Annotated in this window: 20 protein-coding genes and 1 pseudogene; 6 read left to right on the forward strand and 15 right to left on the reverse strand. The window is 75.1% G+C overall.

The window, feature by feature from the left end; all coding sequences use genetic code 11:
• The first annotated feature begins 325 nt into the window (after positions 1-325).
• Complete coding sequence (locus J7I94_RS15240) at positions 326-1,669, forward strand: nucleobase:cation symporter-2 family protein (RefSeq protein WP_215167649.1); 1,344 nt, start codon at positions 326-328, stop codon at positions 1,667-1,669.
• 24 nt (positions 1,670-1,693) lie between these two features.
• Here J7I94_RS15240 and J7I94_RS15245 read toward each other — a convergent pair.
• The 5 genes and pseudogenes from J7I94_RS15245 to J7I94_RS15265 all read right to left on the reverse strand — a co-directional run.
• A pseudogene (locus J7I94_RS15245) lies at positions 1,694-2,042 on the reverse strand (MFS transporter); the annotation flags it as partial.
• 74 nt (positions 2,043-2,116) lie between these two features.
• The gene (locus J7I94_RS15250; RefSeq protein ID WP_215167624.1) at positions 2,117-3,340 is read right to left on the reverse strand and encodes an ABC transporter permease; all 1,224 of its coding nucleotides are present in this window, start codon (positions 3,338-3,340) and stop codon (positions 2,117-2,119) included.
• Positions 3,337-4,092, reverse strand: a complete 756-nt coding sequence (locus tag J7I94_RS15255; RefSeq protein WP_251075190.1) for an ABC transporter ATP-binding protein — start codon at positions 4,090-4,092, stop codon at positions 3,337-3,339. Before J7I94_RS15255 ends, J7I94_RS15250 begins: the two co-directional genes overlap by 4 nt.
• Positions 4,092-5,288, reverse strand: coding sequence for a peptidoglycan-binding protein (locus J7I94_RS15260; RefSeq protein ID WP_215167625.1), 1,197 nt, complete (start codon positions 5,286-5,288; stop codon positions 4,092-4,094). Before J7I94_RS15260 ends, J7I94_RS15255 begins: the two co-directional genes overlap by 1 nt.
• Entirely contained in the window at positions 5,281-5,790 is a 510-nt protein-coding gene (locus tag J7I94_RS15265; protein WP_308114578.1) for a hypothetical protein, read from the reverse strand. The genes J7I94_RS15260 and J7I94_RS15265 overlap by 8 nt, the downstream gene beginning before the upstream one ends.
• Before the next feature lie 204 nt (positions 5,791-5,994).
• Here J7I94_RS15265 and J7I94_RS15270 point away from each other — a divergent pair, with 204 nt between their 5' ends.
• On the forward strand, positions 5,995-6,651 hold the full coding sequence (locus J7I94_RS15270) for a response regulator transcription factor (RefSeq protein ID WP_215167626.1): 657 nt from the start codon (positions 5,995-5,997) through the stop codon (positions 6,649-6,651).
• Positions 6,652-6,683: 32 nt separating this feature from the next.
• Positions 6,684-8,042, forward strand: a complete 1,359-nt coding sequence (locus J7I94_RS15275; protein WP_215167627.1) for a HAMP domain-containing sensor histidine kinase — start codon at positions 6,684-6,686, stop codon at positions 8,040-8,042.
• Positions 8,043-8,136: 94 nt separating this feature from the next.
• Here the strand turns inward: J7I94_RS15275 and J7I94_RS15280 are convergent, their stop codons facing one another.
• A complete protein-coding gene (locus J7I94_RS15280; RefSeq protein ID WP_215167628.1) occupies positions 8,137-8,778 on the reverse strand; it encodes a hypothetical protein in 642 nt (213 codons plus the stop codon).
• Between the two features lie 503 nt (positions 8,779-9,281).
• On the opposite strand from J7I94_RS15280, the gene J7I94_RS15285 reads away from it, so the two are divergent.
• The gene (locus J7I94_RS15285) at positions 9,282-9,905 is read left to right on the forward strand and encodes a response regulator transcription factor (RefSeq protein WP_215167629.1); all 624 of its coding nucleotides are present in this window, start codon (positions 9,282-9,284) and stop codon (positions 9,903-9,905) included.
• Positions 9,906-9,915: 10 nt separating this feature from the next.
• On the opposite strand, the gene J7I94_RS15290 is transcribed toward J7I94_RS15285, so the two are convergent.
• From J7I94_RS15290 to J7I94_RS15315, 6 genes are all read right to left on the reverse strand, one after another.
• The gene (locus tag J7I94_RS15290; RefSeq protein WP_374198391.1) at positions 9,916-11,802 is read right to left on the reverse strand and encodes an ATP-binding cassette domain-containing protein; all 1,887 of its coding nucleotides are present in this window, start codon (positions 11,800-11,802) and stop codon (positions 9,916-9,918) included.
• 68 nt (positions 11,803-11,870) lie between these two features.
• Positions 11,871-13,592 carry an ABC transporter ATP-binding protein gene (locus tag J7I94_RS15295; RefSeq protein ID WP_215167631.1) on the reverse strand — a complete coding sequence of 574 codons (1,722 nt, stop codon included), beginning with the start codon at positions 13,590-13,592 and terminating at the stop codon, positions 11,871-11,873.
• Positions 13,593-13,665: 73 nt separating this feature from the next.
• Positions 13,666-13,794: a SapB/AmfS family lanthipeptide gene (locus J7I94_RS15300; RefSeq protein ID WP_215167632.1), complete on the reverse strand. Its 129-nt coding sequence runs from the start codon at positions 13,792-13,794 to the stop codon at positions 13,666-13,668.
• On the reverse strand, positions 13,791-16,442 hold the full coding sequence (gene lanKC / locus J7I94_RS15305; RefSeq protein ID WP_215167633.1) for a class III lanthionine synthetase LanKC: 2,652 nt from the start codon (positions 16,440-16,442) through the stop codon (positions 13,791-13,793). Before lanKC ends, J7I94_RS15300 begins: the two co-directional genes overlap by 4 nt.
• A 123-nt stretch (positions 16,443-16,565) precedes the next feature.
• Positions 16,566-17,171, reverse strand: a complete 606-nt coding sequence (locus tag J7I94_RS15310; RefSeq protein WP_215167634.1) for a histidine phosphatase family protein — start codon at positions 17,169-17,171, stop codon at positions 16,566-16,568.
• A 20-nt stretch (positions 17,172-17,191) separates the two neighbouring features.
• Positions 17,192-18,400 (reverse strand): pyridoxal phosphate-dependent aminotransferase, encoded by a 1,209-nt coding sequence (locus tag J7I94_RS15315; protein WP_215167635.1) that lies wholly within the window; start codon positions 18,398-18,400, stop codon positions 17,192-17,194.
• A gap of 87 nt (positions 18,401-18,487) precedes the next feature.
• Between J7I94_RS15315 and J7I94_RS15320 the strand changes: the two genes are divergently transcribed.
• The gene (locus J7I94_RS15320; RefSeq protein ID WP_215167636.1) at positions 18,488-19,138 is read left to right on the forward strand and encodes a winged helix-turn-helix transcriptional regulator; all 651 of its coding nucleotides are present in this window, start codon (positions 18,488-18,490) and stop codon (positions 19,136-19,138) included.
• 87 nt (positions 19,139-19,225) lie between these two features.
• Here the strand turns inward: J7I94_RS15320 and J7I94_RS15325 are convergent, their stop codons facing one another.
• Genes J7I94_RS15325 through J7I94_RS15335 form a run of 3 tightly spaced genes read right to left on the reverse strand, consistent with a single transcriptional unit; the run spans position 19,226 to position 22,920 of the window.
• Entirely contained in the window at positions 19,226-20,026 is an 801-nt protein-coding gene (locus J7I94_RS15325; protein WP_215167637.1) for a hypothetical protein, read from the reverse strand.
• Complete coding sequence (locus J7I94_RS15330; RefSeq protein WP_215167638.1) at positions 20,026-21,303, reverse strand: VWA domain-containing protein; 1,278 nt, start codon at positions 21,301-21,303, stop codon at positions 20,026-20,028. The genes J7I94_RS15325 and J7I94_RS15330 overlap by 1 nt, the downstream gene beginning before the upstream one ends.
• A 57-nt stretch (positions 21,304-21,360) precedes the next feature.
• The gene (locus J7I94_RS15335) at positions 21,361-22,920 is read right to left on the reverse strand and encodes an IucA/IucC family siderophore biosynthesis protein (protein WP_215167639.1); all 1,560 of its coding nucleotides are present in this window, start codon (positions 22,918-22,920) and stop codon (positions 21,361-21,363) included.
• A gap of 140 nt (positions 22,921-23,060) precedes the next feature.
• On the opposite strand from J7I94_RS15335, the gene J7I94_RS15340 reads away from it, so the two are divergent.
• The gene (locus J7I94_RS15340) at positions 23,061-24,668 is read left to right on the forward strand and encodes an IucA/IucC family protein (protein ID WP_374198392.1); all 1,608 of its coding nucleotides are present in this window, start codon (positions 23,061-23,063) and stop codon (positions 24,666-24,668) included.
• Positions 24,669-24,681 lie beyond the last annotated feature (13 nt).

Consider the following 24,681-nt stretch of genomic DNA (forward strand, 5'->3'; position numbering starts at 1 on the left):
GGAGGGACGGCTCCCGGCCGGTGGCCGTGGACCCGCGAGGGTGCCACGGCGGCCGCACCCGGGGCGCGCACGGGGACGCGCGCGCCCCGGGTCGGCACCCCCTCCTCCCCGTCGCCGGTCCCGCACGACCACCATCACCTCCCCACCCGCACCACCTCCTTGACACCCACGTCAGAGCCGACGTGCAACCGACCGGAGGCGAGCCGCCGTGGCCGACCACCCAGTTGTCGATCACTCAGTCGTCGATCACCGAGTCGACGGCCATCCAGCCGACGATCACCCAGTCGACGATCACCCGGTCGACGAGAAACTCCCGCCCGTGAAGATGGCGACGACCGGCCTCCAGCACGTGGCCGCCATGTACGCGGGTGTCGTCGCCCCGCCCCTGATCGTCGGCGCCGCCGTCGGCCTGTCCGGCACCGAACTGACCTTCCTGACCGGCGCCTGCCTGTTCACCGCCGGTCTCGCCACCCTGCTGCAGACCCTCGGCATCTGGAAGATCGGCGCCCGGCTGCCCTTCGTCAACGGCGTCACCTTCGCCGGTGTCGCCCCCATGACCGCGATCGTCGCCTCCGCCGACGACAGGTCCGACGCGCTGCCGCTGGTCTTCGGCGCGGTCATCGTCGCCGGACTCCTCGGCTTCCTCGCCGCGCCCGTCTTCTGCAAGGCGGTCCGGTTCTTCCCGCCGGTCGTCACCGGCACCGTGATCACCCTGATCGGCATATCCCTGCTTCCGGTCGCCTTCGGCTGGGCGCAGGGGCCCGACACCACCGCGGACGACTACGGTTCACCCACCAACCTGGGCCTGGCCGCCGTCACCCTGGTCATCGTCCTGCTCCTGCGCCGCTTCACCCGCGGCTTCGTCAAGCAGATCGCCGTACTCCTCGGCCTGGTGGCCGGCACTCTCCTCGCGGTCCCGTTCGGCGTCACCGACTTCGGCCCGGTCGCCGACGCGGACCTGGTCGGCTTCCCGACGCCGTTCCACTTCGGGGCGCCCCAGTTCCAGGCCGCGGCGATCGTGTCGATGTGCGTGGTGATGGTGGTGTCGATGACCGAGTCCACGGCCGACATGCTGGCCCTCGGGGAGATCGTGGGCCGCCCGGCCGACGAGAAGACCATCGCCGCCGGCCTGCGCGCCGACACCCTCGGCTCGGCGCTCAGCCCGGTCTTCAACGGCTTCATGTGCAGCGCCTTCGCGCAGAACATCGGCCTGGTGGCGATGACCCGGGTGCGCAGCCGGTTCGTCGTCGCGGTGGGCGGCGGCTTCCTCGTCCTGCTGGGCCTGTGCCCGGCCGCCGCCTCGCTGATCGCGGTCGTACCGCGCCCGGTGCTGGGCGGCGCGGGCGTCGTCCTGTTCGGCTCGGTCGCGGCCAGCGGCATCCAGACCCTGGTGCGGGCCGGCCTCGACAAGGACAACAACGTCCTGATCGTGGCCGTCTCCCTCGCCGTCGGCATCGTCCCGATCTCCGCGCCGGAGTTCTACCACGCGTTCCCGGAGACCGCGCGGATCATCCTGGACTCCGGCATCTCGACGGGGTGCGTCGCCGCGGTCCTGCTCAACCTGGTCTTCAACCACATCGGCAAGGGGCGGCAGGCGCGGGACGTGACCCATCCGATGGAGGCGGGGGAGGAGATCACGGGCGCGTCCCGGGCGCCGGCGACGCCGTGACGCCCGGACACCGGCGGGGACCGGTTACGGCCGCTCACCACCGCGCCGCAGCACCACGGCTCCCAGCGCCAGCGCCCCCACCGCGACCAGCGTCGCCACCCGGAACGCCAGCTGGTAACCCTCGGCTGTCGCGGTCACCGGTTCCGCACCCCGGGCGAGCAACCCGTCGGTGTGCGCCGCCGCCAGTGTCGACAGCACCGCCAGCCCCAGCGACCCCCCCCACCACCTGCGTGGTGTTGAACAGCCCGGACGCCAGCCCCGAGTCCTCCTCCCGCGCACCCGCCATCGCCAGCCCGGTGAGCGCGGGCATCGCGGCGGCGAACCCGGCGGCGAGCAGCAGCATCGGCGGCAGGACGTCGGCGACGTAGGAGCCACATCGCCGAGGCACGGGCCGCCTACGACGCCGAGCGCTCCCCCGAGCCGCTCGGCGCGTAGGCCACCCGCGCGTCAGGGCGTCGCCAGTGCCTCCGTGGGTGACAGGCGCGAGGCGCGGACCGCCGGGTAGAGGCCGGCCAGCGCGCCGATGAGCAGGGTCGCCGCGACCCCTCCGGCCATCGCCCACGGCGGGGTCACCGCGGGCCAGCTCTGGGAGAGGGCGTACCCGGTGGTGACGGTCAGGCCCAGCAGGGCGCCACCGGCACCGCCGAGCGCGGACAGCAGCAGCGACTCGGCGAGGAACTGGCCGCGGATCTGGCCCCGCGTCGCGCCCAGCGAGCGGCGCAGTCCGATCTCGGCCCGGCGCTCCAGTACCGAGATCACCATCGTGTTGGCCACCCCGACCCCGCCGACCAGCAGCGCCACCGCGCCCAGGCCCAGCAGCAGCCCGGTGAACGCCTCACCCGCCGCCCGCTTGGCGGCCAGCGCGTCCGAGGGCCGCGACACCTCGGCCTCGCCCGGCGCCTCGGGGTTGGCCGTGGCGGCGAGCACACCGCGCACCGACTCCAGCTCCGGCTCCGCCGACCGCGTGTACACGGTCGTCGCGTGTCCGTCGAAGCCCAGCCCGTCCCGGGCCGCCCGCCAGCCGACCAGCGCACCCGCGTCCAGCTCGGGTGCCAGCGGCGCCGGCCGGAGGATGCCGACGACGGTGAACCAGTCGCCGTCCACCAGGACCTGCGTGTCCGGTCCCGCGTGAGCGATGCCGAGCCGCTCGGCCGCCGCCGAGCCGAGGACGACGGCCGGATAGCGGGCGGTGGCCGCGTTCAGCCACGTACCGTCGGCGAGTTCGGCACCGATCGCGGCCCGCAGGGAGGCGCGGGCGGCGTACGTCACGATGCCGTTGGTCTCCACCTCGGGGATCCGGTCGCTGCGGTACACCTTGGCCTCGGACACCCGGCCGACCGCGGACACCGACTCCACCCCCGCCACCCGGGACACCATCTCCTCGGCGGACAGCGGCAGTCGGGCCGTCTCGCCGGTGAGGGTGCTGCCGGGGGAGACGGTCAGCAGATTGGTGCCCAGGGCCGCCAGTGCCCGGTCCAGACCGGCCCGGGAGGACGCCGAGATGCCGACCACGGCCACCATGGCCGCGATGCCGATCGCGATGCCCAGCGCCGACAGGAACGCCCGCAGCGGACGCGTGCGCAGCCCCACCGCGCCGACGCGGACGACGTCGGAGGGCCCCAGCCGGGCCGGCCGCAGGGGGTCCGGCCGCGGTGGTGCGAGGGCGGTCACCGGGCCCCTCCGGTCACAGTGCCGACCGGCCCGGCGGCCGGTGCCGTGTCCGCCGTGTCCGCCGTGTCTTCTACGAGTCGCCCGTCCCGCATCCGCACCCGGCGGGGCAGTGACGCGGCGATCTCCTGATCGTGGGTGATGACGACCACGGTGGTGCCGGCCGCGTTCAGCTCGCGCAGCAGGGTCATCACCCCCGCACCGGACGCCGTGTCCAGTGCCCCGGTCGGCTCGTCCGCGAGCAGCAGTGCGGGCTCCCCGGCCACCGCGCGGGCGATCGCGACGCGCTGGCGCTCACCGCCGGAGAGCTGGTGCGGCGCGTGCCGCAGCCGGTGCCCGAGCCCCACCCGGCGCAGCGCCGCCGCGGCCCGCTCCCGCCGCCGCGCCGGACGCAGCCCGGTGTACAGCAGCCCGTCGGCCACATTGGTCAGCGCGGACGTACCGGCCGCCAGGTGGAACTGCTGGAACACGAACCCGATCCGCCGCGCCCGCAGTGCCGACAGCCGGGCGTCCGACAACGCGCCGGTGTCGTGGCCGTCGACGCGTACGCTGCCCGAGGTGGGCCGGTCCAGCGTGCCCAGCATGTGCAGCATGGTCGACTTCCCCGAGCCCGACGGGCCGACGACGGCGACCAGTTCACCGCGGGCCACGGACAGCGACACACCGGCGAGCGCGTGCACCCCGCCCGGGTACGTCTTCACCACGTCCCTCAACTCGATCATCGAGGCGTCGGTGGCCTCGTCCGCAGAGGTCATCACGGCATCCCCACCGTCATGCCCTCGGTGACCCGGTCCCCGCTGATCTCTACCCGTCCGTCGGCGAACAGCCCCGTCTCCACGGGAACGTACGACGTCGACGACCCCGTGACCGCCTCCACCGCGAAACCGCCTCCGGGCAGCGCCACCAGCGCGGCGACCGGCACGGTCAGCACATTCTCGCGCTCGCCCGCGGTGAAGGTGACGTCCACCGAGGCCAGGACATAGGGCGCGGCGGCCTCGCGGGCCTCCTTCCCGTCGAGGGCCACCTCCACCCGGCCGACGGTCGTGGTCTCTCCCTGGTCCTCGCCCTCGCCCGCGGCGATCTCGGTGGCGACCTCGGTGATCCGGCCGCCGACCTCGGTCCCGTCCGGCAGTACGACGGTCACCTCCGCGTCCTCCTCGGCCAGCCGCAGGTCGGCCGTGTCCAGTGCGACGGTGACGGACTGCGCGGTGGAGGTGTACGTCAGGACCTTCCGGCCGGGACCCGTCGACGCGCCCTCCTCGGTCCCCGGGGCGTCCACCCGGACCGCGGCCGGCGCGAAGACGACCCGGCCGGTCTTCACCACGCCGGTCTCCTCCAGCCCCTCGGCCTCCTGCCACGCGGCGACCGCCCGCGCGGTGGCGTCCGTGTACGTGTCGTCGACGGTGAAGCCGGTGTGTCCCAGCGCGTCGAGGTTGCGTTCCAACTGCTCCACGTCCTCGCCCGTCAAGCCCTCGCGCAGCGTCCGGTACGCGGGCACCGACCCGTACATGAGGACCACGGGCTGCTCGTCGACGCGGTAGAGGGCCTCACCACGGGTGACGCGCTCGCCCGTGTCGGGCAGGCGGGTGACGGTGCCGGGGAGGTGCCCGGTCAGCGTCGAGGATCTCCCGTAGCCCAGCTCCCCGTCCTCGGTCACCCCGTCCGTCAGGGTCTGCCGGGTCACCTCGGCGGTGGCCGGCGGCAGGCGCCGCTCCGCGGAGCCGTCCGGCCCGTCGTCACCGATGCCGATCCCGGCCCCGGCCGCCGCCGCGCCGCCCACCACCGCGAGCACGCCGAGCGCGGCCACGATCCGCCGGGTACGGCGGCGCCGGGGCGAGGGCGAGGGCGAAGGCGAAGGCGAGGGTGTCGGGGCCGGCGGTGGAGGCGCGGGGTCGGGGTCGGGGTCGGGGTGTGCGGGCGGCACGGTCCGGGAGACGTCCGGATCAGTCATCGCCGCCTCCGCGCGGCCGGTCGGGGGCGTACTCCTGACAGGCCTTCTCGGCCGCCTCGAAATCAGGGTCCTCCACCACGCTCCTGCCGATGCGGATGCCCTTGCCGGGCTCGGGGTCGGGGAACTCCTCGACACCGTTCTTCCGCATGCACGCCGCCTGTTCCCGCATCCGCTCCTCGGCCTCGGCGTTCGCCGTCTCGTTGCCCTGCATCGGGTTGAGGTCCCGGCACGCCTCCATCGCTTTGTCCAGCACTTCCTTCTGGGCCCGGCCGGTGATGCGCAGCCCGCCGCCCTCCCCGGGGTCCTCGACGTCCAGCCCGTTCTCCCGCAGGCACTCGGCGTACTCCACGGCCTTCTCGTCCTCGGCGTTGCGGCTGGCCGCGGCCCGCTCGACGGCCGACTCGTCGTCGGCCGAGCCGCCGCAGCCGGTCAGGGCCAGCGTCACCACCAGGGGTACCGCCGACCACAGCGCCATCCAGGCGCGTTGGTTCCGTGTCCGCACAGCGTCCTCTCCTCACCTCGCGGCGACATGGGGCGCCGCGATGGGGGACAGCGAAACGGACGGCCCGTTTCCCCGGTGTTTCCGCTGCCGGGCGGGCCAGCCGCGCACAGAGGAGGAACAGATGACGCACAGGCCGGCCTGACGAGGAGGAAACAGGCGTTGCGGCACCCTGTTCCCAGTGCCGACAGGGGAGGGCGTGGGGGAATGCGGGTCCTGGTGGTCGAGGACGAACCGATGCTGGCCGGCGCGATCGCCGAGTGGCTGCGCGGACAGACGCACGCCGTGGACCTGGCCCACGACGGCGCCGCCGCCCTCGACCGCGTCGGCGTCGTCGACTACGACGTGGTCGTCCTCGACCGCGACCTGCCCGTCGTGCACGGCGACGACGTCTGCCGCGAACTCGTCGCCGACGACCGGCCCACCCGGGTGCTGATGCTCACCGCCGCGGCCGAGATCACCGACCGCGTGCACGGCCTGGGCCTCGGCGCCGACGACTACCTCACCAAGCCCTTCGCGTTCCCCGAACTCGCGGCCCGGGTCCTGGCGCTGGGCCGCCGTTCGCGGCCCGCCGCCCCGCCGGTGCTGCGCCGGGCGGGCCTGGCCCTGGACCCGGCGCGCGGCGAGGTCTTCCGGGCCGGCCGCTACGTCCCGTTGTCGAAGAAGGAGTTCGCGGTGCTGGCCGAGCTGCTGCGGGCCGACGGCGCCGCCGTCTCCGCCGAGCAGCTCCTGGAGAAGGCGTGGGACGAGAACGCCGACCCGTTCACCGGCGCGGTCCGTCTCGCCGTACTGAAACTGCGGCGCAAGCTGGGCGATCCACCGGTGGTGGAGACGGTGACGGGAGTGGGGTACCGCATCCCGTGACGGGCCGGCCACGTCCGCGGCCCGGACGCTCGATGACGTCGCCCGTCCGGCTGACCCTGCGCGCCCGCCTTACCCTCACCTACGGCGGACTGTTCCTCCTCGGCGGCATCCTGCTGCTCGGCGTCACCTACGCGCTGCTCGGCCAGCGCCTCGGCGGCACCACCGCGAAGGTGCTGTCGCTGACACCGACCGCCACCCGGCCGGAGGCGACCGCCGCGGTGCCCTCCGCCCGGCCCGCGCCGTCTCCGCAGAACTCCACCGCACCCGGCGGCACCCAGAACCGCGCCTTCGTCGGGGGGCAGGCCACCGAGCCCCCGCCCCGGGGCGCCGACCTGGACGACTGGCTGGAGAACGAACGCGAGCGCTGGCGCGCCGAGGCCACGACGTCCCTGCTCACCCAGGGCGGCATCGCGCTCGGTGTGGTCGGCTGCGCGGCGGCCGGCCTCGGCTGGGTGGTGGCCGGCCGCGTCCTCGCCCCGCTGCACCGCGTCACCGAGACCGCGCGCCGCATCGCGAGCGCCCCGGCCGCCGACCGGGGACTGCACGAGCGCATCGCGCTCAACGGGCCCCGCGACGAGGTGAAGGACCTCGCCGACACCTTCGACACGATGGTCGAGCGCCTCGACCGCTCCTTCGACGGACAGCGCCGTTTCGTCGCCAACGCCTCGCACGAGCTGCGCACCCCGCTCACCCTGAACCGCGCCCTGGTCGAGATGGCCATGCACCGGCCGGCCGCCTCCGCGGACGTACGGCGGCTCGGCGAGGACCTGCTGGAGATCAACGCCCGGCACGAACGCCTGATCAGCGGACTCCTGCTGCTGGCGAGCTCCGAGAACGAGATCGCCGAACGCCGGCCGGTGGACCTCGCCGACCTGCTGGCCCACGTGGTGGCGCAGACCGCGCCGGAGGCCGGCCGGGCACGGGTCACGGTGACGGCCCGGGCCGACGAGGCAGTCGCCCACGGTGACGCGCTGCTGCTGGAGCGGCTGGTGTACAACCTGGTCGAGAACGGCATCCGGCACAACGCCGGCGACGACGGCTGGGTACGGGTCGTCAGCCGGGTGTACGACGAGGAGCGGGTGGAACTGGCCGTCAGCAACACCGGCCCCCCAGTCCCGGCGTTCGAGGTGCCGATGCTCTTCGAGCCGTTCCGCCGGCTCGGCACCGACCGGGTGGTCACCGGCAAGGGCGCCGGGCTCGGCCTGTCCATCGTCCGCGCCGTCGCCCGCGCCCACGGCGGAGAGGTGACGGCCCGTCCGCGCGCGGCGGGCGGCCTGACCGTACGGGTCACCCTGCCCCGTGAGCCGGACTGGCCGGCGGACACCGGCCCGGCGGCGGACGAGCGGGCGGTCACGGGCCGAACAGAGCCGGATCCCACGCCGGCGCCCTGAAGCGCTCCCGTGGGTCCGCGGCCGGCCGACGGGCCTGGAGGTTCTCAGCCCCGACGGCGCCGATCTCCGCGGTCAGGGCACTCGTGCATGCCCGTCACACCCGGCGCGGCGATGCCAGCAGATAACGGGCCCTGGTCCGCGGCTCCGTGTACTCGCCCGCCTGCCAGCCGGCCCGCTCCAGGGTGTCCGCCGCCGCCCGCAGCGCCCCGGCGTCCGGCGCGTACACGGCGACCGCGTCGGGCTGCGGGGTGGCCCGCACCCGGTAGCCGTCGGTGTCCGGGTCCGCCGGCCGGTGCCCGGCCGCCTCCAGGGCGAGCGCGGCGGCCCGCACCAGATGGGTCCGCTCCCAGCCGCAGGGCCGGTCCGTCGCGCCGTCCGGGTTGGTCATCCGGCGCAGCTCCAGCAGCCCCTGCCAGGCGCCCCGCACCTCCCGGAGCCGCTCCGGCCCGGCGGGCCCCGCCTCCGCACCGCCGACCCGCGCGGCGAAGACGCCGTCGTCGGCGGGCGGCGCCGGCTCGGTGGCGTCCGGCGCCGTACCGTCACCCTCCCGCGCGGACTCCCGTATCCGTTGGCCGGCCGGCGTGAGGAAGTGGTCGTGCGGCGGCCGCGGGTGCCGGAAGGCGAACCCCCGCTTCACCAGCCCGGCGAGCTGCGCCCGGGTCCCCTTCAGCCTCCCGGTGCCGGGATCGGCGGCGTCGATGATCCGCCGCTGCGCGGCGGTCGGCGGCCGGAGCATGGCACGCACCTTCCTCGGCATCTCTGCCGGTCCTGCGACTCCTGTGCCGAAGGGTAATGCGGGGCGCGGTACGGCTCCCGGGCGAGCGGGTGCGAACAGCCGGGCGAAGGGTTCGCGCCAGATTGCGCGGAGGCGCTTTCCGGCCGCCCCGTCGAGGGCGGAAGGGGCCCGCCGCTCCTCGCCTCCCCGCCCCGACCGGACCGCCGGTCCGGGAGGCGTGTGCCGTCGTGGCCAGGTCGCCGGGACGCCGCTGCGGCACGGGCGTCCGCCGCCGCACCCGCCGGTGCCGCCCTTCGGACGGCGGGTGCGGTGGCCGGATCTCGTCCGCGCGCGCGTCTCCGTTTCACCTCCTTTCGAGCGCGGAGGACGGCGGAATGACTCCGATGCGCCTCGCACACCCTTCCGGGCGGTGTTCCTTCGGTACGAATCAGGGCACATGGCTCCTGGCGCGGGAGGAGTCGAGTCGGTTGCCCTGCCGGACAGCCGCTGACAAGGGGTGGGAGATGGTCCGCGTTCTCGTGGTGCACGACGAGGAACTGCTGCGGTCGGCACTGGTGCAACTGCTCAGATCCGACGGCGCGCTGGAGGTGTCGTCCCTGTCCCCGCGCGCCGGCGTACCGGATCACCAGGCGCTGCCGAGGGACGTGTGCGTCGTGGACGGTGAGTGCCTGCAAGGGCCCCAAGGGTCGCAAGGGTCGCAAGGGTCGCAAGGTCTGCGGGAAGTGCCGTTCCGGGCGGAGTGCGGGGAACGGCTCGTCGTCCTGGCCACGCCCAGACGGCCGGGCGTGCTGCGCAGGGCGTTCGACGCCGGCGCGCTCGGGCTGGTCGACAAGAACGCCCCGGCCGAGCGGCTGATCACAGCGGTGCACACGGTGGCCAAGGGGGAACGTTTCCTCGACGCGACGCTCACCGTGGCCCTGCTCGAAGGCGCGGAGATGCCGCTGACCAGCCGTGAGCTGAGTGTGCTCTCCCTGGCCGCGCAGGGGGCGCCGATGGCCGAGATAGCGGCGTGTCTGCACCTGTCGCGGGGGACCATACGCAACTACATGGCCACGGCGGTCCGGAAGGTCGGCGCCCGCAACCGGGCCGACGCGATCCGCATCCTGCAGAACGCCGGCTGGACGTGACGCGCCGCCGTCAGGTCTGCCGGTGCGGTCCCGCGTTCCAGTGGCCCGTCAGGTCCCGGTAGAGCGGCGAACGGGCCAGTACCTCCGCGTGGGTGCCGCACACCGCGCCTACGCCGTCCAGGACCAGTACCCGGTCGGCCCGCACGGCGGACGACAGCCGGTGCGCCACGACCAGCAGCGTTCCCGGCCGCCGGGCGAGCGCCGCTTCGGCGTGCGCCTCGGCCGCCGGGTCGAGGTGACAGGTGGCCTCGTCGAGCAGCAGCAGGGAAGCGGGGGACAGGTACGCGCGCGCCAACGCGATCAACTGCTTCTCCCCGGCGGACAGTTCGGCGGGTCGCAGCGGGCCGTCGAGCCCGCCCAGCCGCTTCACCAGGGACCGCAGGCCGAGTGCCCCGACGGCCGCGTCGAGGTCGGCGCGGCTCGCGTCCGGACGCAGATAGGCGAGGTTGTCGCCCACGGTGCCGGAGAAGACGTACGCCTCCTGCGGCACCAGGGCCCGCGAGACGGCCAGGTCGGTGGCGGCGCGGCCGGTCACCGCCTGTCCGGCCACCCGCACCTCCCCGCGGTCCGGCGCGAGGGTCCCGGCGATCAGGCGGACCAGCGTCGACTTGCCGATGCCGCTGGGTCCCACGACGGCGAGGTGCTCGCCCGGGGCGAGGCGCAGGTCCAGCGCGTCGATGACCGGCTCGGCACGGACGCCGTAGGACAGGGAGACGGAACGCAGCTCCACGGCCGCCGCTGCCTCCGGCCGCTTGCCCTGAAACGCCGGTGACGCCGCCGTGCCGCCCGCTGTCGCACCTGTGCCGTCCGTTGCCGCGCCCGTGCCGCCCGCTGCCACCCCCGTGCCGCCCACCCCGGCGCCGCCCACCCCCGTGCCACCCGCCCTCGCCCCCGCCGGCCACGCTTCAGGACCGGTGATGCGGTCCAGGACGACCAGCAGACGCGCGCCCGCCGCGCCGAGGGCGGTCATGAGGGTGTGCAGGGCGGGCAGCAGGGACTGGACGAGATAGGTGAACGCGCCCAGCAGCGCGCCCGCCGTCACTCCCCGGCCGCGCAGCCACGGCACGGCGGCCAGCAGCGCCAGTACGGGCAGGTGCCCGGCGATGCCCAGCGCCGCCGTACGCACCGCCGCCCAGCCGGCCAGGGAACGGGCCGTCGCGGCGGCGTCGGCGACCAGGCGGGCACTGTGCCGGGCGTTGTCGGGGCCGGTCCCGCAGGCCGTGAGGTCGCGCAACGCCGCCCGGGTCCGCGCCGCGTGGTCGCCCAGCGCCTCGTCGGCCGCCAGGGCACGGCGCTGTGCCGCCGCCATGGGCCGCAGCGTCGCCAGGAACAGGGCCAGACCGCCCAGCAGCGGGGGCAGGACCACCACGAGCAGCGCCGGATGCAGCGACAGCAGGCCGAGCAGGGCCCCGGCGGCGGTGAAGACGAACGAGCGCAGCGTGAGGACGAGACCGGCGAAGCTGTCCCGGGCGATCTCGACCTGGTTGGTCAGCCGGGAGACGGCCGCCCGGTCGGTCCCGCCCGGCCCGTGCAGCGCCCGGGCCAGGGACCGGTCGACGGCCCGCCGGACCAGCCCGTCGCGCAGCGGCTCGGTCAGCCCGGCCAACCCGGCGAACACGCCTCGGGTGACCGGGGCACTGAACAGTACGGCCACCAGGGCGGCCGTGAGCCACAGCAGTCCCCGGCGGGTGTCTCCGGCGAGGAACCCCTGATCGACGGAGCGGGCGACTCCGTAACCCACCAGGAACGCCTGCCCCGCCTCCACCACCGACCACGCCGCGAGCCGCGCCAGTACCTTCTTGCGCCGGCCGAGGAACCGCCGGGCCGGCCCCCTGACCCGCCGCAGCGCCCCGGAGCCGTCCTGCGCGGCGGGTGCCTCGCCGTCCGCGACGGACACCTCCCCCTCACCCCCGACGGGCGCCCCGTCCGCCGCCACAGGCATCCCGCCGCCCCCGTCGACGGGGTTCACGGCCGTGCCCGCTCGGCTGCCGGGCGCCGTACGCGGGAAGGCCCGGCCCCCGCGCCGCCCGCGGCGAAGACCGCGCGGTAGTCAGCCGTGTGCCACAGTTCGCGGTGGGTGGCGACGGCCCGCACCCGGCCTTCCTCCAGCCAGATCACCAGATCCGCCCGGTCGGCGACCGACGGCCGGTGGGCGACGACCAGGCGGGTGCCCGGCCGCGGGGAGCGGCGCAGCGCCCGGTCCACCTCGTGCTCCGTGGCCGTGTCCAGACTGGACGTCGCGTCGTCCATGATCAGCAGTCGTCCCGCGTGCGCGAACGCCCGCGCCAGACCGAGGCGTTGGTGCTCACCCCCGGACAGGGGCGCCGACGTCAGCGGTGTGCCGTCACCGCGCGGCAGCCGGCGTACGAAGCCGTCGGCGCCCGCGGCGCCCAGCGCGGCGCGCACCCGCTCGGGCGAGGCCCGCCGCGCCCCCGCGGCGACCGCCTCGGCGACCGTCCCCTCGCCCAGCACCGGGCGCTCGAAGGCGAAGGCGACCTCGGAGCGCAACGCCTGACGGCTCAGCCGGTCCAGGGGGACACCGTCCAGCAGCACCTGCCCCTCGTCGGGGTCGGTCAGCCGCCCCGCCACGGCCACCAGCACGGACTTCCCCGCCCCGCCGCGGCCGACCACCGCCGCGGTGGCGCCGCCCGGTACCCGCAGGCCGTCGGCGCGCAGCACCTCCCGGCCGTCGCGCACCACCCGCACCCCGCGCAGTTCGAGCGCGCCCGGCCCGTCCGGCGGCAGCCGCCGCGTGCCGTACGCCAGCGCGGGCAGCCGTTCCAGTTCCAGGGTCCGGGCGCGCGCCTGGCGGCCCCGTACGACCGCGCCCAGCAACGACGCGGCCCCGCCGACGCCGGCCGCCAGCTGCGCGTACCGGCAGGCGGCGAGCAGGCCGCCCACGCTCAGGGCGCCCGCCGCCAGGCGCAGGCCCCCGACGGCGGTGGCGGCCAGTACCAGCAGGGGCACCAGGACGCCGCTGCGGCCCAGCGCCCGGCCGTGCAGTACCCACATCCGTCGCCCCAGCACGGCCAGTTCGGGCAGCGGTGCCAGCACCCGCTCCCTTTCCCGCGCCGCGGTGCCCGCCGCGGCGATCGTCGCCGCGCCGTCCAGGGCTTCGAGGAGCCGGGTGGCGATCTCCGACTGGACGCGCTGGTAGGCGGCGACCGACGCGCCGGAGTCCCGCGCGAACGCCCGCAGCACCAGTGCCAGCGCGGGCAGCCCGGCCAGGACGCACGCCGCCACCCATACGTCGACGAAGGCCAGCGCCATCAGCGCGCCGGCCGGTGTGACCAGGGAGGCCGCCAGCGCGGCCCGGGCGGCCGGGGCACCCCCCGCGGCGGCGGCGTTGAGGGTCAGCCGGGTCCCGACGTCCCCCGGGCTGAACTCCCGGGCCCGGTCGGGTACGGAGCCCAGCAGCCCGGCGAAGGCGCGGGAGCGGACCGCGGCCGTCCAGCCGGCGGTGCAGCGACCGGTGAAGAGCGAGGTGAGACTGTCCAGCAGCAGTTCGCCGAGCAGCAGCCCGGCGCTGAGGAGCAGCCAGCGGGCCGTGTCGTCGCCGCGCAGCAGAAGATCGAGGGTGCGGCCGAGCACGAAGGGCTGGGCCACCGCGGCCACCGCGGCCCCCACCGAGCACAGCAGCACCAGCAGTTCGGGTGTCCGCCCCGGCCGCGCGCCACCGGTTCCCAAGGGGCCTCCTTCCGCCGGACGTGAACCCGGCGCCCCGGGCGGGAACCCGGGGCGCCGGTGCCGAGCGGCGTCGTCAGTTACAGGTCGTGACGCTCAGGCTGCTGTCGCCGCAGAGGAGCAGGCTGGCGCGGCTGCCGGTCTCGACGTCGCCCATGGCCTCGTCCTTGGGGGTCTCCAGCGACTGCAGTTCGAACAGGTTCATGACAGCTCCTTCTGGTACGGCAACGGGTTCCGTTGTTTCATCACGACCCCTGATGAGGCCGAGTCGGGGGCCGCCGCGCGGGGGCGCGGCGGCGGGAGGAACGGCAGCCCGGCGCGCGGGCCGCCGTGCGCGGAGGCGACGGCCAGCAGACAGCCGGCCGTCCCCGTGGACAGGTCCATGGACAGCCGCATCATCTGCTCACCGGGGAAGGCGAGCCGGCCGCGGTACGACAGGGCGTGCCAGGACAGCGCGTCGAGCTGGCGCCGGACCGCCCCGGGGCCGGTGCCCGGTCCGGTGGCCGTGGTGCGCGCGAGGTGCAGCACCATCCCGGACACACCCCGGTACAGGCCCGGCTGGGCGTAGAACATGGCCTGCGCCGCGGCCACGATCTCGTCGCTCGCCCGCGCGAACTCCTCGTCGTGGCGGTGCGCCAGGTAGTCGTCGAGCACCATCCCGATGCCCACGCTGCCCGCGCCCAGGTAGGGCATGGTGCGCCACCCCTCGTCCACCTGGAGCGCGCCGCCCGCGCCCCGCACGCAGCGGGCGAGGTCCCGGAGCAGGGCGTCCCGCGCGAGGTCGAGCAGCCCGGTGTCCCCGGTGCGTTCGTACAGCCGCAGGAAGAGCAGGGCGCCGCCCGTCGCGCCGTGCAGCAGCCCCGCGCGCGGCCGGGCGGCCGAGCCGTCACGCAGCCCACGGGCCGTCAGGTCGGCACAGCGCAGGGCGGCGGACCGCAGCGCGGCGTCCCCGGTCGTGGCGGCCAGCGAGTCCAGGGCCAGGCCGAGCCCGGCGGTGCCGCCGTACAGGTCCGGGGCGAGGGCGTCGAAGGACTGGTCGAGGAGCAGTCCGGCGAGGCCGAGCGCGCGGTCGCGATGGCCCAGGTGCTCCAGCGTCCAGGCGATCCCGGCGAGTCCGTCGTGGAAACCGAGCGGCATCCCCGAGGGCGGCCGCTCGGTCCGGTCCAGGAGCCACTGCTCCTCGTCCTCGTCGCGGTCCGCGCCGCTGACGGCCAGCGCGTACAGCACCCCCGCCGCGCCGTGGCCGAACGCCAGCCCGCCGCCCGCCGTCGCGAACTGCGCGATGTCCCCGGGGAACAGCCGGTCCGTACGGGACGGGGTCGCCGACGCGTGGATCGCGGCGGCCATCGACTCCCGGCTGCGCGGCCAGTCACCCGGCGCGACGGGAACCACCGGCCCGGCCGCCCCACGGGCCGGGGACGCGCCCGCGGCACCGTCGGTGATCTCGTCGACAGCCGCGTCCAGCCACGCCCGGTCCACCGGGAACTGCTCCGCCACCAGGTCGGCCAGATGCGCCGCCTTCTGCCGGTCCAGGGCGAACAGGCTGGTGAGCGGCAGGAACAGGGCGAGGCGCAGACAGGCCAGCGCGTACCGGTCCACCGCCACGCCCCGCCGGCCCGCGGGCGCCACGAAGGCCGGGTTGGCGACGGTCTGCCGGCCGGGTTCGTCGACGTGGTGCGCGGCCTCGAAGTCGAGCAGGGCGACACCGCCGTCGTCCCGGACCATGATGTTGAACAGATGCAGGTCGTTGAAGACCACGCCCCGCGCGTGGACGTCCGCCACGGCCTTCTCCACCCGGGCGTGGACGTCGAGCGCCCAGTCGGTGTACTCGGCCAGCCGCCGTTCGCCCGGGTCGGCCTCGATGAGCGGGTGGCGGCGCGCGAAGAACGTGTTGAGCGGCTTGCCGTCCAGGTACTCCAGGACGAGGAAGTGGTGCTCGCCGACGGTGAGGTGGTCCAGCACCTCGGGCGTGCAGTCCAGGCCCGACAGCGCCTCCAGCGCCCGCCGTTCGCGGTGCAGCCGGGTCACGGCGTCGGCGCCGTCGGCCGCGAGACCGGCGTGCGGACGGGCCTCCTTGAGGACGACCCGCTCGCCGGTACGGCTGTCCCGGCCGAGGTAGACGCCGCCGCCGTTGGAGAAGTGCAGCGCCGACTCGATCGTGTACGGGAGATCCGCCACGGTCGTCGCGGCGCGGGCGTCCAGGTGCGGACGCAGGAACGCCGGTACGGTCACCCACTCGGGCACCCGGAAGACGGGCCCGCGCGGGTCGGGCACGAGCACCCCGTCGGGACCGGCCACCGCCGGGCGCAGCTCGCCGTCGGCGTCGTAGCACTCGCGCCGGGTGAAGCCGCCGTACCGGACGTGCACGGGGCCCTCGCCCAGCCGCAGGTCGCTGAGGATGTGCGGCCCCGGCTCACCGGCCAGCAGCCGCGACAGCTCACCCGCGAGCCGCTCGAACCGCTCCTCGTCGGCCGGGTACACGGTGATGAACTTGCCGCTGCCGGCCCGGTCCGCGTACTTGGCGTTGCGCTGGTGCAGCAGATAACGGCTCGGCACGAACTTGAAGGCCGTACCCCCGGCCACACAGTGCCGCCACACCCGCTCCAGGACCGACTCGGCGTTGTCCAGACAGGCCGAGACATGGATCTTCCAGCCCTGGTCGGGCAGTTCGGCGCCGGCCGGGCGCAGCGCCAGCCAGTCGCCGGACTCGTTGCTCCGCCAGCCCTCCGGGACGGGTGCCGAGGCCAGGGCGTACCGGGTCCGTCCGCCGCTGCCCGGCCGGGCGGCGACGCGGTGCGGGGCGTCGTAGAAACACGGGTCCGCGTCGCAGTACACGGCATAGCCCTTGTTCATGCCCGCTCCCTCCCATCGGCCGCTGACTGCTCCGACGGTGCCACGGGCCGCAGGGGCCTGCACAGTTGCCGCTGTCACCACTCCGCCGTGCGGAACGCACGGGTAACCTCGCGGCGCGGCACGCTACGAGGGCGACCCCGGACGCACGTTCCAGGCCGCGATCACCGGCCGCCCGTGCTCGGCGCCCAGTCGGCACAGCGTCCCCGTCGCCAGCTGGAACAGGGCCCCGTGGGAGGCGGGCAGGCCCAGGTACCGGGCGGTGAGCACCCGCAGGAAGTGCCCGTGCGCCACCAGCACCACACACCCCTCGGTGTCCGCCAGCGCGGCGTCCACCTTCCCCAGCACCCGGTCGGCCCGCGCCCCGACCTGCTCCGGCGTCTCCCCGGGGTGGTCCGGCGGCCCCGGCACGACCCCGTCCGTGAACAGGAACCAGTCCGGCCGGTCCCGCTGGATCTCCGGCGTCGTGATCCCCTCGTAGCCGCCGTAGTCCCACTCGTGCAGGTCGGGGTCGATCCGCACCCCGTGCAGTCCGATCAGCTCGGCCGTCTCCCGGGCCCGCTGGAACGGGCTCACGAACGCGGCCCCGACCCGGTGCGAGCGGATCAACGGCACCAGACTCCGCGCCTGCTCCCGGCCGCGCTCGGTCAGCGGCACGTCCGTCAGCCCGGTGTGCCGCCCGGACCGCGACCACTCGGTCTCGCCGTGCCGTACGAGGAAGAGGTCACCCATACCGCAAGGCTACGGCCGGTCTACTGCCGGTACCCGTCGAGGAACCGCCCGATCCGCCCGATCGCCGCCTCCAGGTCCTCCGCGCGCGGCAGGGTCAGGATGCGGAAGTGGTCGGGGGCCGGCCAGTTGAAGCCGGTGCCCTGGACGACCTGGATCTTCTCCCGCAGCAGCAGGTCGAGGACGAACTTCTCGTCGTCGTGGACGCGGTGCACCTTGGGATCGATGCGCGGGAAGGCGTACAGCGCCCCCTTGGGCTTCACGCACGACACACCCGGGATCTCGTTGAGCTTCTCCCACGCCACGTCCCGCTGCTCGCACAGCCGCCCGCCCGGCGCGGTCAGTTCGTGGATGGACTGCCGGCCGCCCAGCGCGGCCTGGATGGCGTACTGGGCGGGCGCGTTGGCGCACAGCCGCATGGAGGCCAGCATCGTCAGGCCCTCCAGGTAGTCGCGCGCGTGCTGCCTGGGGCCCGTCACCACCAGCCAGCCGGAGCGGAAGCCCGCCACCCGGTACGTCTTCGACAGGCCGCAGAAGGTGAGGACCACCAGGTCGGGGGCGAGGGCCGCGGTCGAGTGGTGGACCTCGCCGTCGTACAGGATGCGGTCGTAGACCTCGTCGGCGAGGACCATCAGGCCGTGCCGGCGGGCGAGGTCGAGGATGCCCTCCAGGACCTCCTGGGGGTAGACCGCGCCGGTGGGGTTGTTGGGGTTGATGACGACGACCGCCTTGGTGCGGTCGGTGATCTTCGACTCCATGTCGGCGAGGTCCGGGTACCAGTCGGCCTGCTCGTCGCACAGGTAGTGGACCGCCTTGCCGCCCGCGAGGGTCGTCACCGCCGTCCACAGGGGGAAGTCGGGGGCGGGGATCAGGACCTCGTCGCCGTCCTCCACCAGCGCCTGCACGGCCATCGACACCAGCTCGGAGACGCCGTTGCCGAGCCACACGTCGTCCACCCCGACCTCCAGGCCGAGCGTCTGGTAGCGCTGGGCGACCGCGCGGCGGGCGGAGAGGACGCCGCGCGAGTCGGTGTAGCCGTGCGCCTGCGGCAGCATCCGGATCATGTCCTGGACGATCTCCTCCGGCGCCTCGAACCCGAACAGCGCCGGGTTGCCGGTGTTCAGGCGCAGCACGCTGTGGCCCGCCTCCTCCAGCGCGTCGGCGTGCTCGATCACCGGGCCGCGGATCTCGTAGCAGACCTCGCTGAGCTTGTTCGACTGCCGGAACTCCATGCGCCGCTTCCCCTCCGGTATCTGGTGTTGCTTGGTTTTACCAAGTTCACGCTTGGAAAGTCCAACACATTGTCTACACTGCGTCGCATGTCACCTCGCCGCCGAAGCTACGACCAGTACTGCTCCGCCGCCCGCGCCCTCGACGTCGTCGGCGACCGCTGGACCCTGCTGATCGTCCGGGAACTGCTGGCCGGACCGCGCCGCTACACCGACCTGCACGCGGACCTGCCGGGCGTGAGCACGGACGTACTCGCCTCCCGGCTGAAGGACATGGAACGCGACGGACTGGCCACCCGCCGCCGCCTGCCCCCGCCCGCGGCGGCCTACGTCTACGAACTCACCGCACGCGGCCGGGAGTTGCTGCCTGTACTCCAGGCGCTGGGCGGCTGGGGCGCGGGCGAGATGGACGAACGGCGGCCCACGGACGCCCTGCGCGCCCACTGGTTCGCGCTGCCGCTGCTGAGCGCCCTGGAAGGCGAGGGCGTCGTCGAAGTCCGGCTGGAGGAAGGGGACTTCCACGACGGCGTCTTCCACCTCTACGCCGGCGCCACGGACGGCCCGGCCTACGGAGAGGGCCCCGCCCCCCGCGAACCCGACGCCCGCCTGACCCTGGACGCCGGCACCTGCGCCGCCGTCGGCCGCGGCGAGACGAGCCTGCCCGACGCGGTACGGGCCGGGCGGATCGAGGTGACGGGGGAGGGCGTACTGGCGAAGGCGCTGCGGGAGGCCGCGGCGTAGGGACGCCCGCCGGGCCCGCGGGCACTGCCCGCACGCGAGAAGGCCCGCCGGGCGGGCGGGCCTTCCTGGAAGCAGCGGTCGTCGGAGTCAGGCGCCCGGCGGGACCCCTCGCGGCCGGCCCGCGCCGCGGGTCAGGGCGTAGCCGCCGATGCCCGCCAGCGCGGCCAGCACCGCGCCCACGCCCGTCCACACCCACCGGTCGGACCACCAGCCGGAGGACCAGCCGTCCTCGGGCTCGATCGCGGACAGCACGGCGGAGTCCGACGACTCCTCCTCGTCGTCCTGGGCGGAGGTCACCGCGATCCCCGGCACCAGCGGCTCGGACAGCGAGCCGTCCACCGCCGCCGCGCCGCCCATGTCCCGCGAGTCGACCCGGACCTCCGTGCCGACCGGCAGACCGAGGTCGGACGTCGGCAGGTTCAGGGCCGTCACCCGGACGTAGTACGTGCCCGGCAGCGGATCATTGGCCCACGGCTCGGACCAGGCCCGGACCGTGCGCAGTACACAGGCCAGTTCGAGGGTGGACGTGCCCGCCGCCGCGGTGCGCGTCTGGGCACCGTACTGGCAGGCCTGCCGGCGGCGCAGCCCGTCGTACACGTCGACCTGCCAGGTCTGGGACGCGTGCGTGTCCGGCAGCTTCACGGTCGCCTTCACCGTGGGGCGCTGTCCGGCGTCCGCCGGGAACGACCAGTACAGGTAGTCGCCCGCGGAGCCGCTCGCGGTCGCCCGCTGCCCCTGGTCGATCTCCGTCGCCGTCCGGAACGACGTACCCGCCTGCGTGGGCGCGTCGTCCTCGGCCGAGGGACTCGGCGAGGAGTCCGCCACCGCGGGGCCCGCGGCCAGTCCGAGCGCCAGCAGTGCCGCGCCCACCAGTCCTGTGATCCGCATCAGTTGGTCCTCCAGACGGCGATGCGCCAGCGCGACACCCAGCCCCACACCAGTCCGGCGAGGAAGCCCACCACGATCAGCGCGCCCAGCAGCCACCAGCCGCGGCCGAGCCCGAAGGAGGCCACGTCGGACGCCTGGCTCGGTCCGTCCACGACGTCGACGGTCAGCTCCAGCGGCAGACCGGGGGTGGTCTTCACCCCCGAGGCCGCCGAGAAGGAGTGGGCCACTTCGAGACACACGGTCTCGGTGGCGTTCCCTTCCCCTTCCTCGTCCTCGTCGACCTCGGCCTTCGGGTACCGCAGCCCCGTCGAGATCACGTCCGTACGCCCGTCGCCCGCGGCCTCGCCGCGCACGATCTCCCGGCCGTGCGCGGTGACCGCCCGCAGCAGCACGCCGTACGAGGGGTGCACGGCACGGTCGGCCGACACGCTCACCGAGGCCCGCAGCTCCTGCCCCGGCTCCACGTCCACGCGGTACCAGCGCTGCTGCCCGAACTCCTCGCGGTCGGTGTACAGACCCGACTTCAGCGCCGGCGCCGCCGCGCAGCGGTCCGCGCCCTCGGTGGCGACCGGCGTCACCACCGGGTCGGCCGCCCGGTCCACCAACTGGTTGACCTTGTCGGTCAGTTCGTCGGTGTGCTCGACCGACGTGTACGTCCCGCCGGTCGCCTCCGCGATACAGCTGAGCTGCTGGCGCATCTTGGAGTTGGGAACCAGGCCGAGCGTGTCGATGGTCAGCCCGATGCCCTTGGCCGCTATCTCGCGGGCCACCTCGCACGGGTCGAGCGGCGCGCAGGTGTCCTCGCCGTCGCTGATCAGCACGATCCGCTTGGAGCCGGTGCCGTCGCCGAAGTCACCGGCCGCCGCCAGCAGCGCGGGACCGATCGGCGTCCAGCCGGTCGGCGTCAGCGTCGCCACCGCCGTCTTGGCCTCCGTGCGGTCCAGCGGGCCGACCGGATAGAGCTGGGCGGTGTCCTTGCAGCCCGTCTTCTGGTCGTCGCCCGGATAGTCCGCGCCGAGGGTCCGGATGCCGAGGCGCACCTCCTCGGGGGTCGCGTCGAGGACCTCGTTGAACGCCTGCTTCGCCGCGGCCATCCGGGTCCCGCCGTCGATGTCCTTGGTCCGCATGGAGCCGCTGACGTCGAGCACGAGGTCGACCTGGGGCGCGTCCTCACCGGTGGGTTCGCCGGCGGACGCCGGGGCCGGGAGGGCGAGCCCGGCCGTCAGCGCGGCGAGCAGGGCGCAGACACCCGCCGCCAGCCGTTTACTTGTGATCATCGGCGGATCCTATTGACCCGGGGTGCCGTGATCCAAAACGGGCGGGTGCCAACAGGTTCACATCCGGAGGGGATTGGGCAGCGCGGCCCACTGGTCGCCGGGCCGCTCCGGGGACAGCCGCATCAGCGTCAACGCCTTCGCGGGCAGCGCCTCCTCGCACAGCGCCGCGAGGTCCGGTGTGCGCGGCAGGTCCCGTACGGCCGTCTCCAGAGCCGCCCGCAGCGCCGGCCCGGAACCCGCCGTACCGGCCAGCGCGCCCGCCACCAGGGAACCGAACAGCTTGCGGCGCAGCACCGTGACGTCGTCCGTGACCATGCGGGCGGGCAGGTCCGGCATCCGGATGCCGCGCCGGGCGAGCCGCGCCGGGCTGACCCGGAGGTCGGCCAGGTCCCGGTAGACCAGCCGGAGCGGTTCGCCCGCCGGGGAGAGCACCACCAGCAGGTTCTGGCCGTGCGCCTCCAGGGCCACGCCCAGTTCCAGGGCGCGCAGCCCCACCCGCAGCGCGAGCCGGGCGAGCCGTCCCGTCCAGCCGGGCGTCCGGGGCAGCGAGGTGGTCGCCAGCGCCGCCACCGGGACGACCCGCTCCCCGGGCGCCCCGTACCGGTCCGGCGACTCCCGCAGCACGGCGGCGAGGTCGGGGGAGTGCGCGGTGGCCGCGCCCAGCGTCCGGGTGATGTGCAGCAGCCCCTCGCAGCGCGCGGCCAGCAGCTCGCCGAACGCCGACAGGGTCGCCGACGCGGCGATCGAGGCGACGGAGATGTCCCGGACCGAGGAGGTCAGCCGGGCGCTCAGCGCGGTCTTGACGTGCGGGCCGGGCGTCGTGCCGCCGGCCACGGCGAGGGTGCGCAGGGACATCAGCGGGTGCGCGTCGAGCCGGGGACCGCCCACGCCCAGCCCCTTCACCGCCCCCTCGCCCAGCCGCCCCGGCGCCTGATCGCCCAGCCCCTTCAGCACATGCGCCGCCTGCCACGGGTGCACCGGCAGCAGCAGCCGCCCCCCGTCCCGCATCCCGGCCGGCCAGTCGCCCGACACCAGGCACTCCTCCGCCGGCACCGGCACCTGCCCCAGCGACACCACCGGCCCGTGCTCGGGCGCGTAGGCGAGCTGTTCTGCCACCGAGAAACCCGGCCGGGAACGGCAGTTGGGGTGGAAGGGGTGGCCGTCGACCACCCGCTGCTCCCACTCCCAGCCGCTCCCCGGCCACCCGGGACCCGGCTCCCGTCCCGCCCGGGACAGCGCCAACGAGGCGACACTGTGCCCCAGTTCGGCGGCGAACCCCTCGGAACCGGGTACGGCGAGAGCGGTCATCAGGCGCGCCGGATCGGCGTACTCGGACTCGTCGCATCGTACGGTGGTGACATAGGCGTCGGTGCGATACGGGTCGGCGGCCGGGCCGTACAGCCGGCGGCCGTCGCGCAGGCGCAGGACGAGGCCCTCGGCGGCTGGTTCCCGGCGGGCGATCCACGGCAGCGGGTCATGGGCCAGCGCACGCCAGAGCCGGGACAGCACGGCCGCGCGGGCGCCCGGGAGTCCGGCCGTGAACCGGGGGAGGAGACCGGGGCGGACGGCGGCCAGTTCCTCGGCGATCTCGGCCTCGGCGGTGGGGGGACGGTGCACGGTCGGGCTCCTCGGGTACGAACGCGGGTGGGGACGGGTACGGACTCGGTCATGGACGCGGTTGCGAACAGCGCGTCACGGTGGAGTGACGAGGGCAGACATACTGATCCTCTCCGCCCATGACAGACCGTAGGGAACGAGTGGAACGCGTGGATGTCCTGCCCCCGCCCGCCGACGACGACGCCGTGACCCGTGACGACGTCGCGGAGCTTGCGGACGCCTGTGCGGCGGTCCCGCTGCTCAACTGCCTGCTGCGCGAGGTGGCCGAGCGCCTGCCGGGCCGTGCCCCTGGCGCAGGCTCCGGCCGCGGCACAGGCCTCGGCACAGACCCCGGCCCCGGTACGGGCCCCGTCCCGCGCCCGCGTCCCGGCGACCGGCCCACGTACCGGCTGCCGGGCACGGGCCGGCTGCTGCGGGTGCGCGGCGGCCGGCGCCCCGCCGAACCGGAGGTCCGCACGGCGGACGGCTGGCGCCGCGTCGACCACGCCGAACTGGTCAAACTCGTCGCCGAGGAACTCCTCCTCCACACCGGCCTGCCCAACCACGAACTGCCCACCGAGATGACCGACAGCCGGGACGCGGTGGCCGCCCTGCTGACCGCCCGCGCCGCCGCCGAGCCGCCCGCCGATCCGTACCTCCGCTCCGAACAGTCCCTGCTCATCGGCCACCCCCACCACCCCGCGCCCAAGGCCCGCGGCGGCGGCCCGGCCGCGGCCTGGCTGCCCTACGCCCCCGAGGCGCACGCCCGCTTCCCGCTGACCCTCCTCGCCCTGCGCGCGGACGCGGTCGTCGAGGAGGGCGACACCGGGGCCCTCGACGCCCTGGGCGAGGCCCCGCCCGGCTACCGGCTGCTGCCCGCGCACCCCTGGCAGCTCGCCCTGGTCGCCGACGCCCTCGCCCCGGCCTTCGCCGACGGCCGCCTGATCCGGCTGGGCGAGACCGCCGCCCCCGCCTGGCCCACGGCCGCGATCCGCACCCTCTACGTGCCGCGGAGCGACCTGTTCCTCAAGTTCAGCCTGGACGTGCGCATCACCAACGACATCCGCCGGCTGTGGCGCCACGACCTGCTCAAACTGCGCCGCACGGACACCGCGGCCCGCGCCGCCTTCGCCGCGCAGGCCCGCCCCGCCGCCTGGCTGGGCGACACCGGCTACCGCACCGCCGCCTTCGCCTTCGAGGAACTCGCCGTCCTGGTCCGCGACGGACTCCACGGCCATCTGCTGCCCGGCGCCACCCCGTTGCTCGCCGCCGGCCTGGCCGAGGGCTTCACGGGCAGCCCGCTCGCCGCCACCGCCGACCCGGACGCCTGGTGGGAGGCGTACCTCGCCCAGGTGGTCCCCCCGGCCCTCACGGCCTTCCACGAGCACGGCGTCGTCCTGGAGGCCCACCTCCAGAACACCCTGGTCGCGGTCGACGCCCACGGGACGCCCGTACAGGCCCTGTTCCGGGACGCCGAGGGCGTCAAGCTGCTGCCGGAGGTGTCCCGGGAGGCCGGCTGGGAGCGACTGGTGTACTGCCTGGTCGTCAATCACCTCGCCGAGATCGCCGGGGCGCTGGCCGAACGGCACCCGGGCCTCGACCCCTGGCCCGCCGTCCGCCGCGAACTGGCCCGGCACGCCCTCCCCGAGATCCCCGCCCTGCTGACCGCGCCCACCCTGCCCGGCAAGACCAACCTCCTCCTGCGCTGGACCGGCGCGGACGGCGCCGCCGCCCGCTACCTGCCGCTGCCCAACCCGCTGGCGGGATGAGGCACGCGACGGC

Source organism: Streptomyces sp. ISL-12, assembly GCF_018614415.1.
Lineage (GTDB): Bacteria > Actinomycetota > Actinomycetes > Streptomycetales > Streptomycetaceae > Streptomyces.

Bases quoted from the DNA above. Each gene is read 5' to 3' on its own strand.
- J7I94_RS15240 (WP_215167649.1), top strand. From the start codon at position 326: ATGGCGACGACCGGCCTCCAGCACGTGGCCGCCATGTACGCGGGTGTC.
- J7I94_RS15255 (WP_251075190.1), bottom strand. From the start codon at position 4,092: ATGACCTCTGCGGACGAGGCCACCGACGCCTCGATGATCGAGTTGAGG.
- J7I94_RS15260 (WP_215167625.1), bottom strand. From the start codon at position 5,288: ATGACTGATCCGGACGTCTCCCGGACCGTGCCGCCCGCACACCCCGAC.
- J7I94_RS15270 (WP_215167626.1), top strand. From the start codon at position 5,995: ATGCGGGTCCTGGTGGTCGAGGACGAACCGATGCTGGCCGGCGCGATC.
- J7I94_RS15275 (WP_215167627.1), top strand. From the start codon at position 6,684: ATGACGTCGCCCGTCCGGCTGACCCTGCGCGCCCGCCTTACCCTCACC.
- J7I94_RS15280 (WP_215167628.1), bottom strand. From the start codon at position 8,778: ATGCTCCGGCCGCCGACCGCCGCGCAGCGGCGGATCATCGACGCCGCC.
- J7I94_RS15285 (WP_215167629.1), top strand. From the start codon at position 9,282: ATGGTCCGCGTTCTCGTGGTGCACGACGAGGAACTGCTGCGGTCGGCA.
- J7I94_RS15300 (WP_215167632.1), bottom strand. From the start codon at position 13,794: ATGAACCTGTTCGAACTGCAGTCGCTGGAGACCCCCAAGGACGAGGCC.
- lanKC (WP_215167633.1), bottom strand. From the start codon at position 16,442: ATGAACAAGGGCTATGCCGTGTACTGCGACGCGGACCCGTGTTTCTAC.
- J7I94_RS15310 (WP_215167634.1), bottom strand. From the start codon at position 17,171: ATGGGTGACCTCTTCCTCGTACGGCACGGCGAGACCGAGTGGTCGCGG.
- J7I94_RS15315 (WP_215167635.1), bottom strand. From the start codon at position 18,400: ATGGAGTTCCGGCAGTCGAACAAGCTCAGCGAGGTCTGCTACGAGATC.
- J7I94_RS15320 (WP_215167636.1), top strand. From the start codon at position 18,488: ATGTCACCTCGCCGCCGAAGCTACGACCAGTACTGCTCCGCCGCCCGC.
- J7I94_RS15325 (WP_215167637.1), bottom strand. From the start codon at position 20,026: ATGCGGATCACAGGACTGGTGGGCGCGGCACTGCTGGCGCTCGGACTG.
- J7I94_RS15330 (WP_215167638.1), bottom strand. From the start codon at position 21,303: ATGATCACAAGTAAACGGCTGGCGGCGGGTGTCTGCGCCCTGCTCGCC.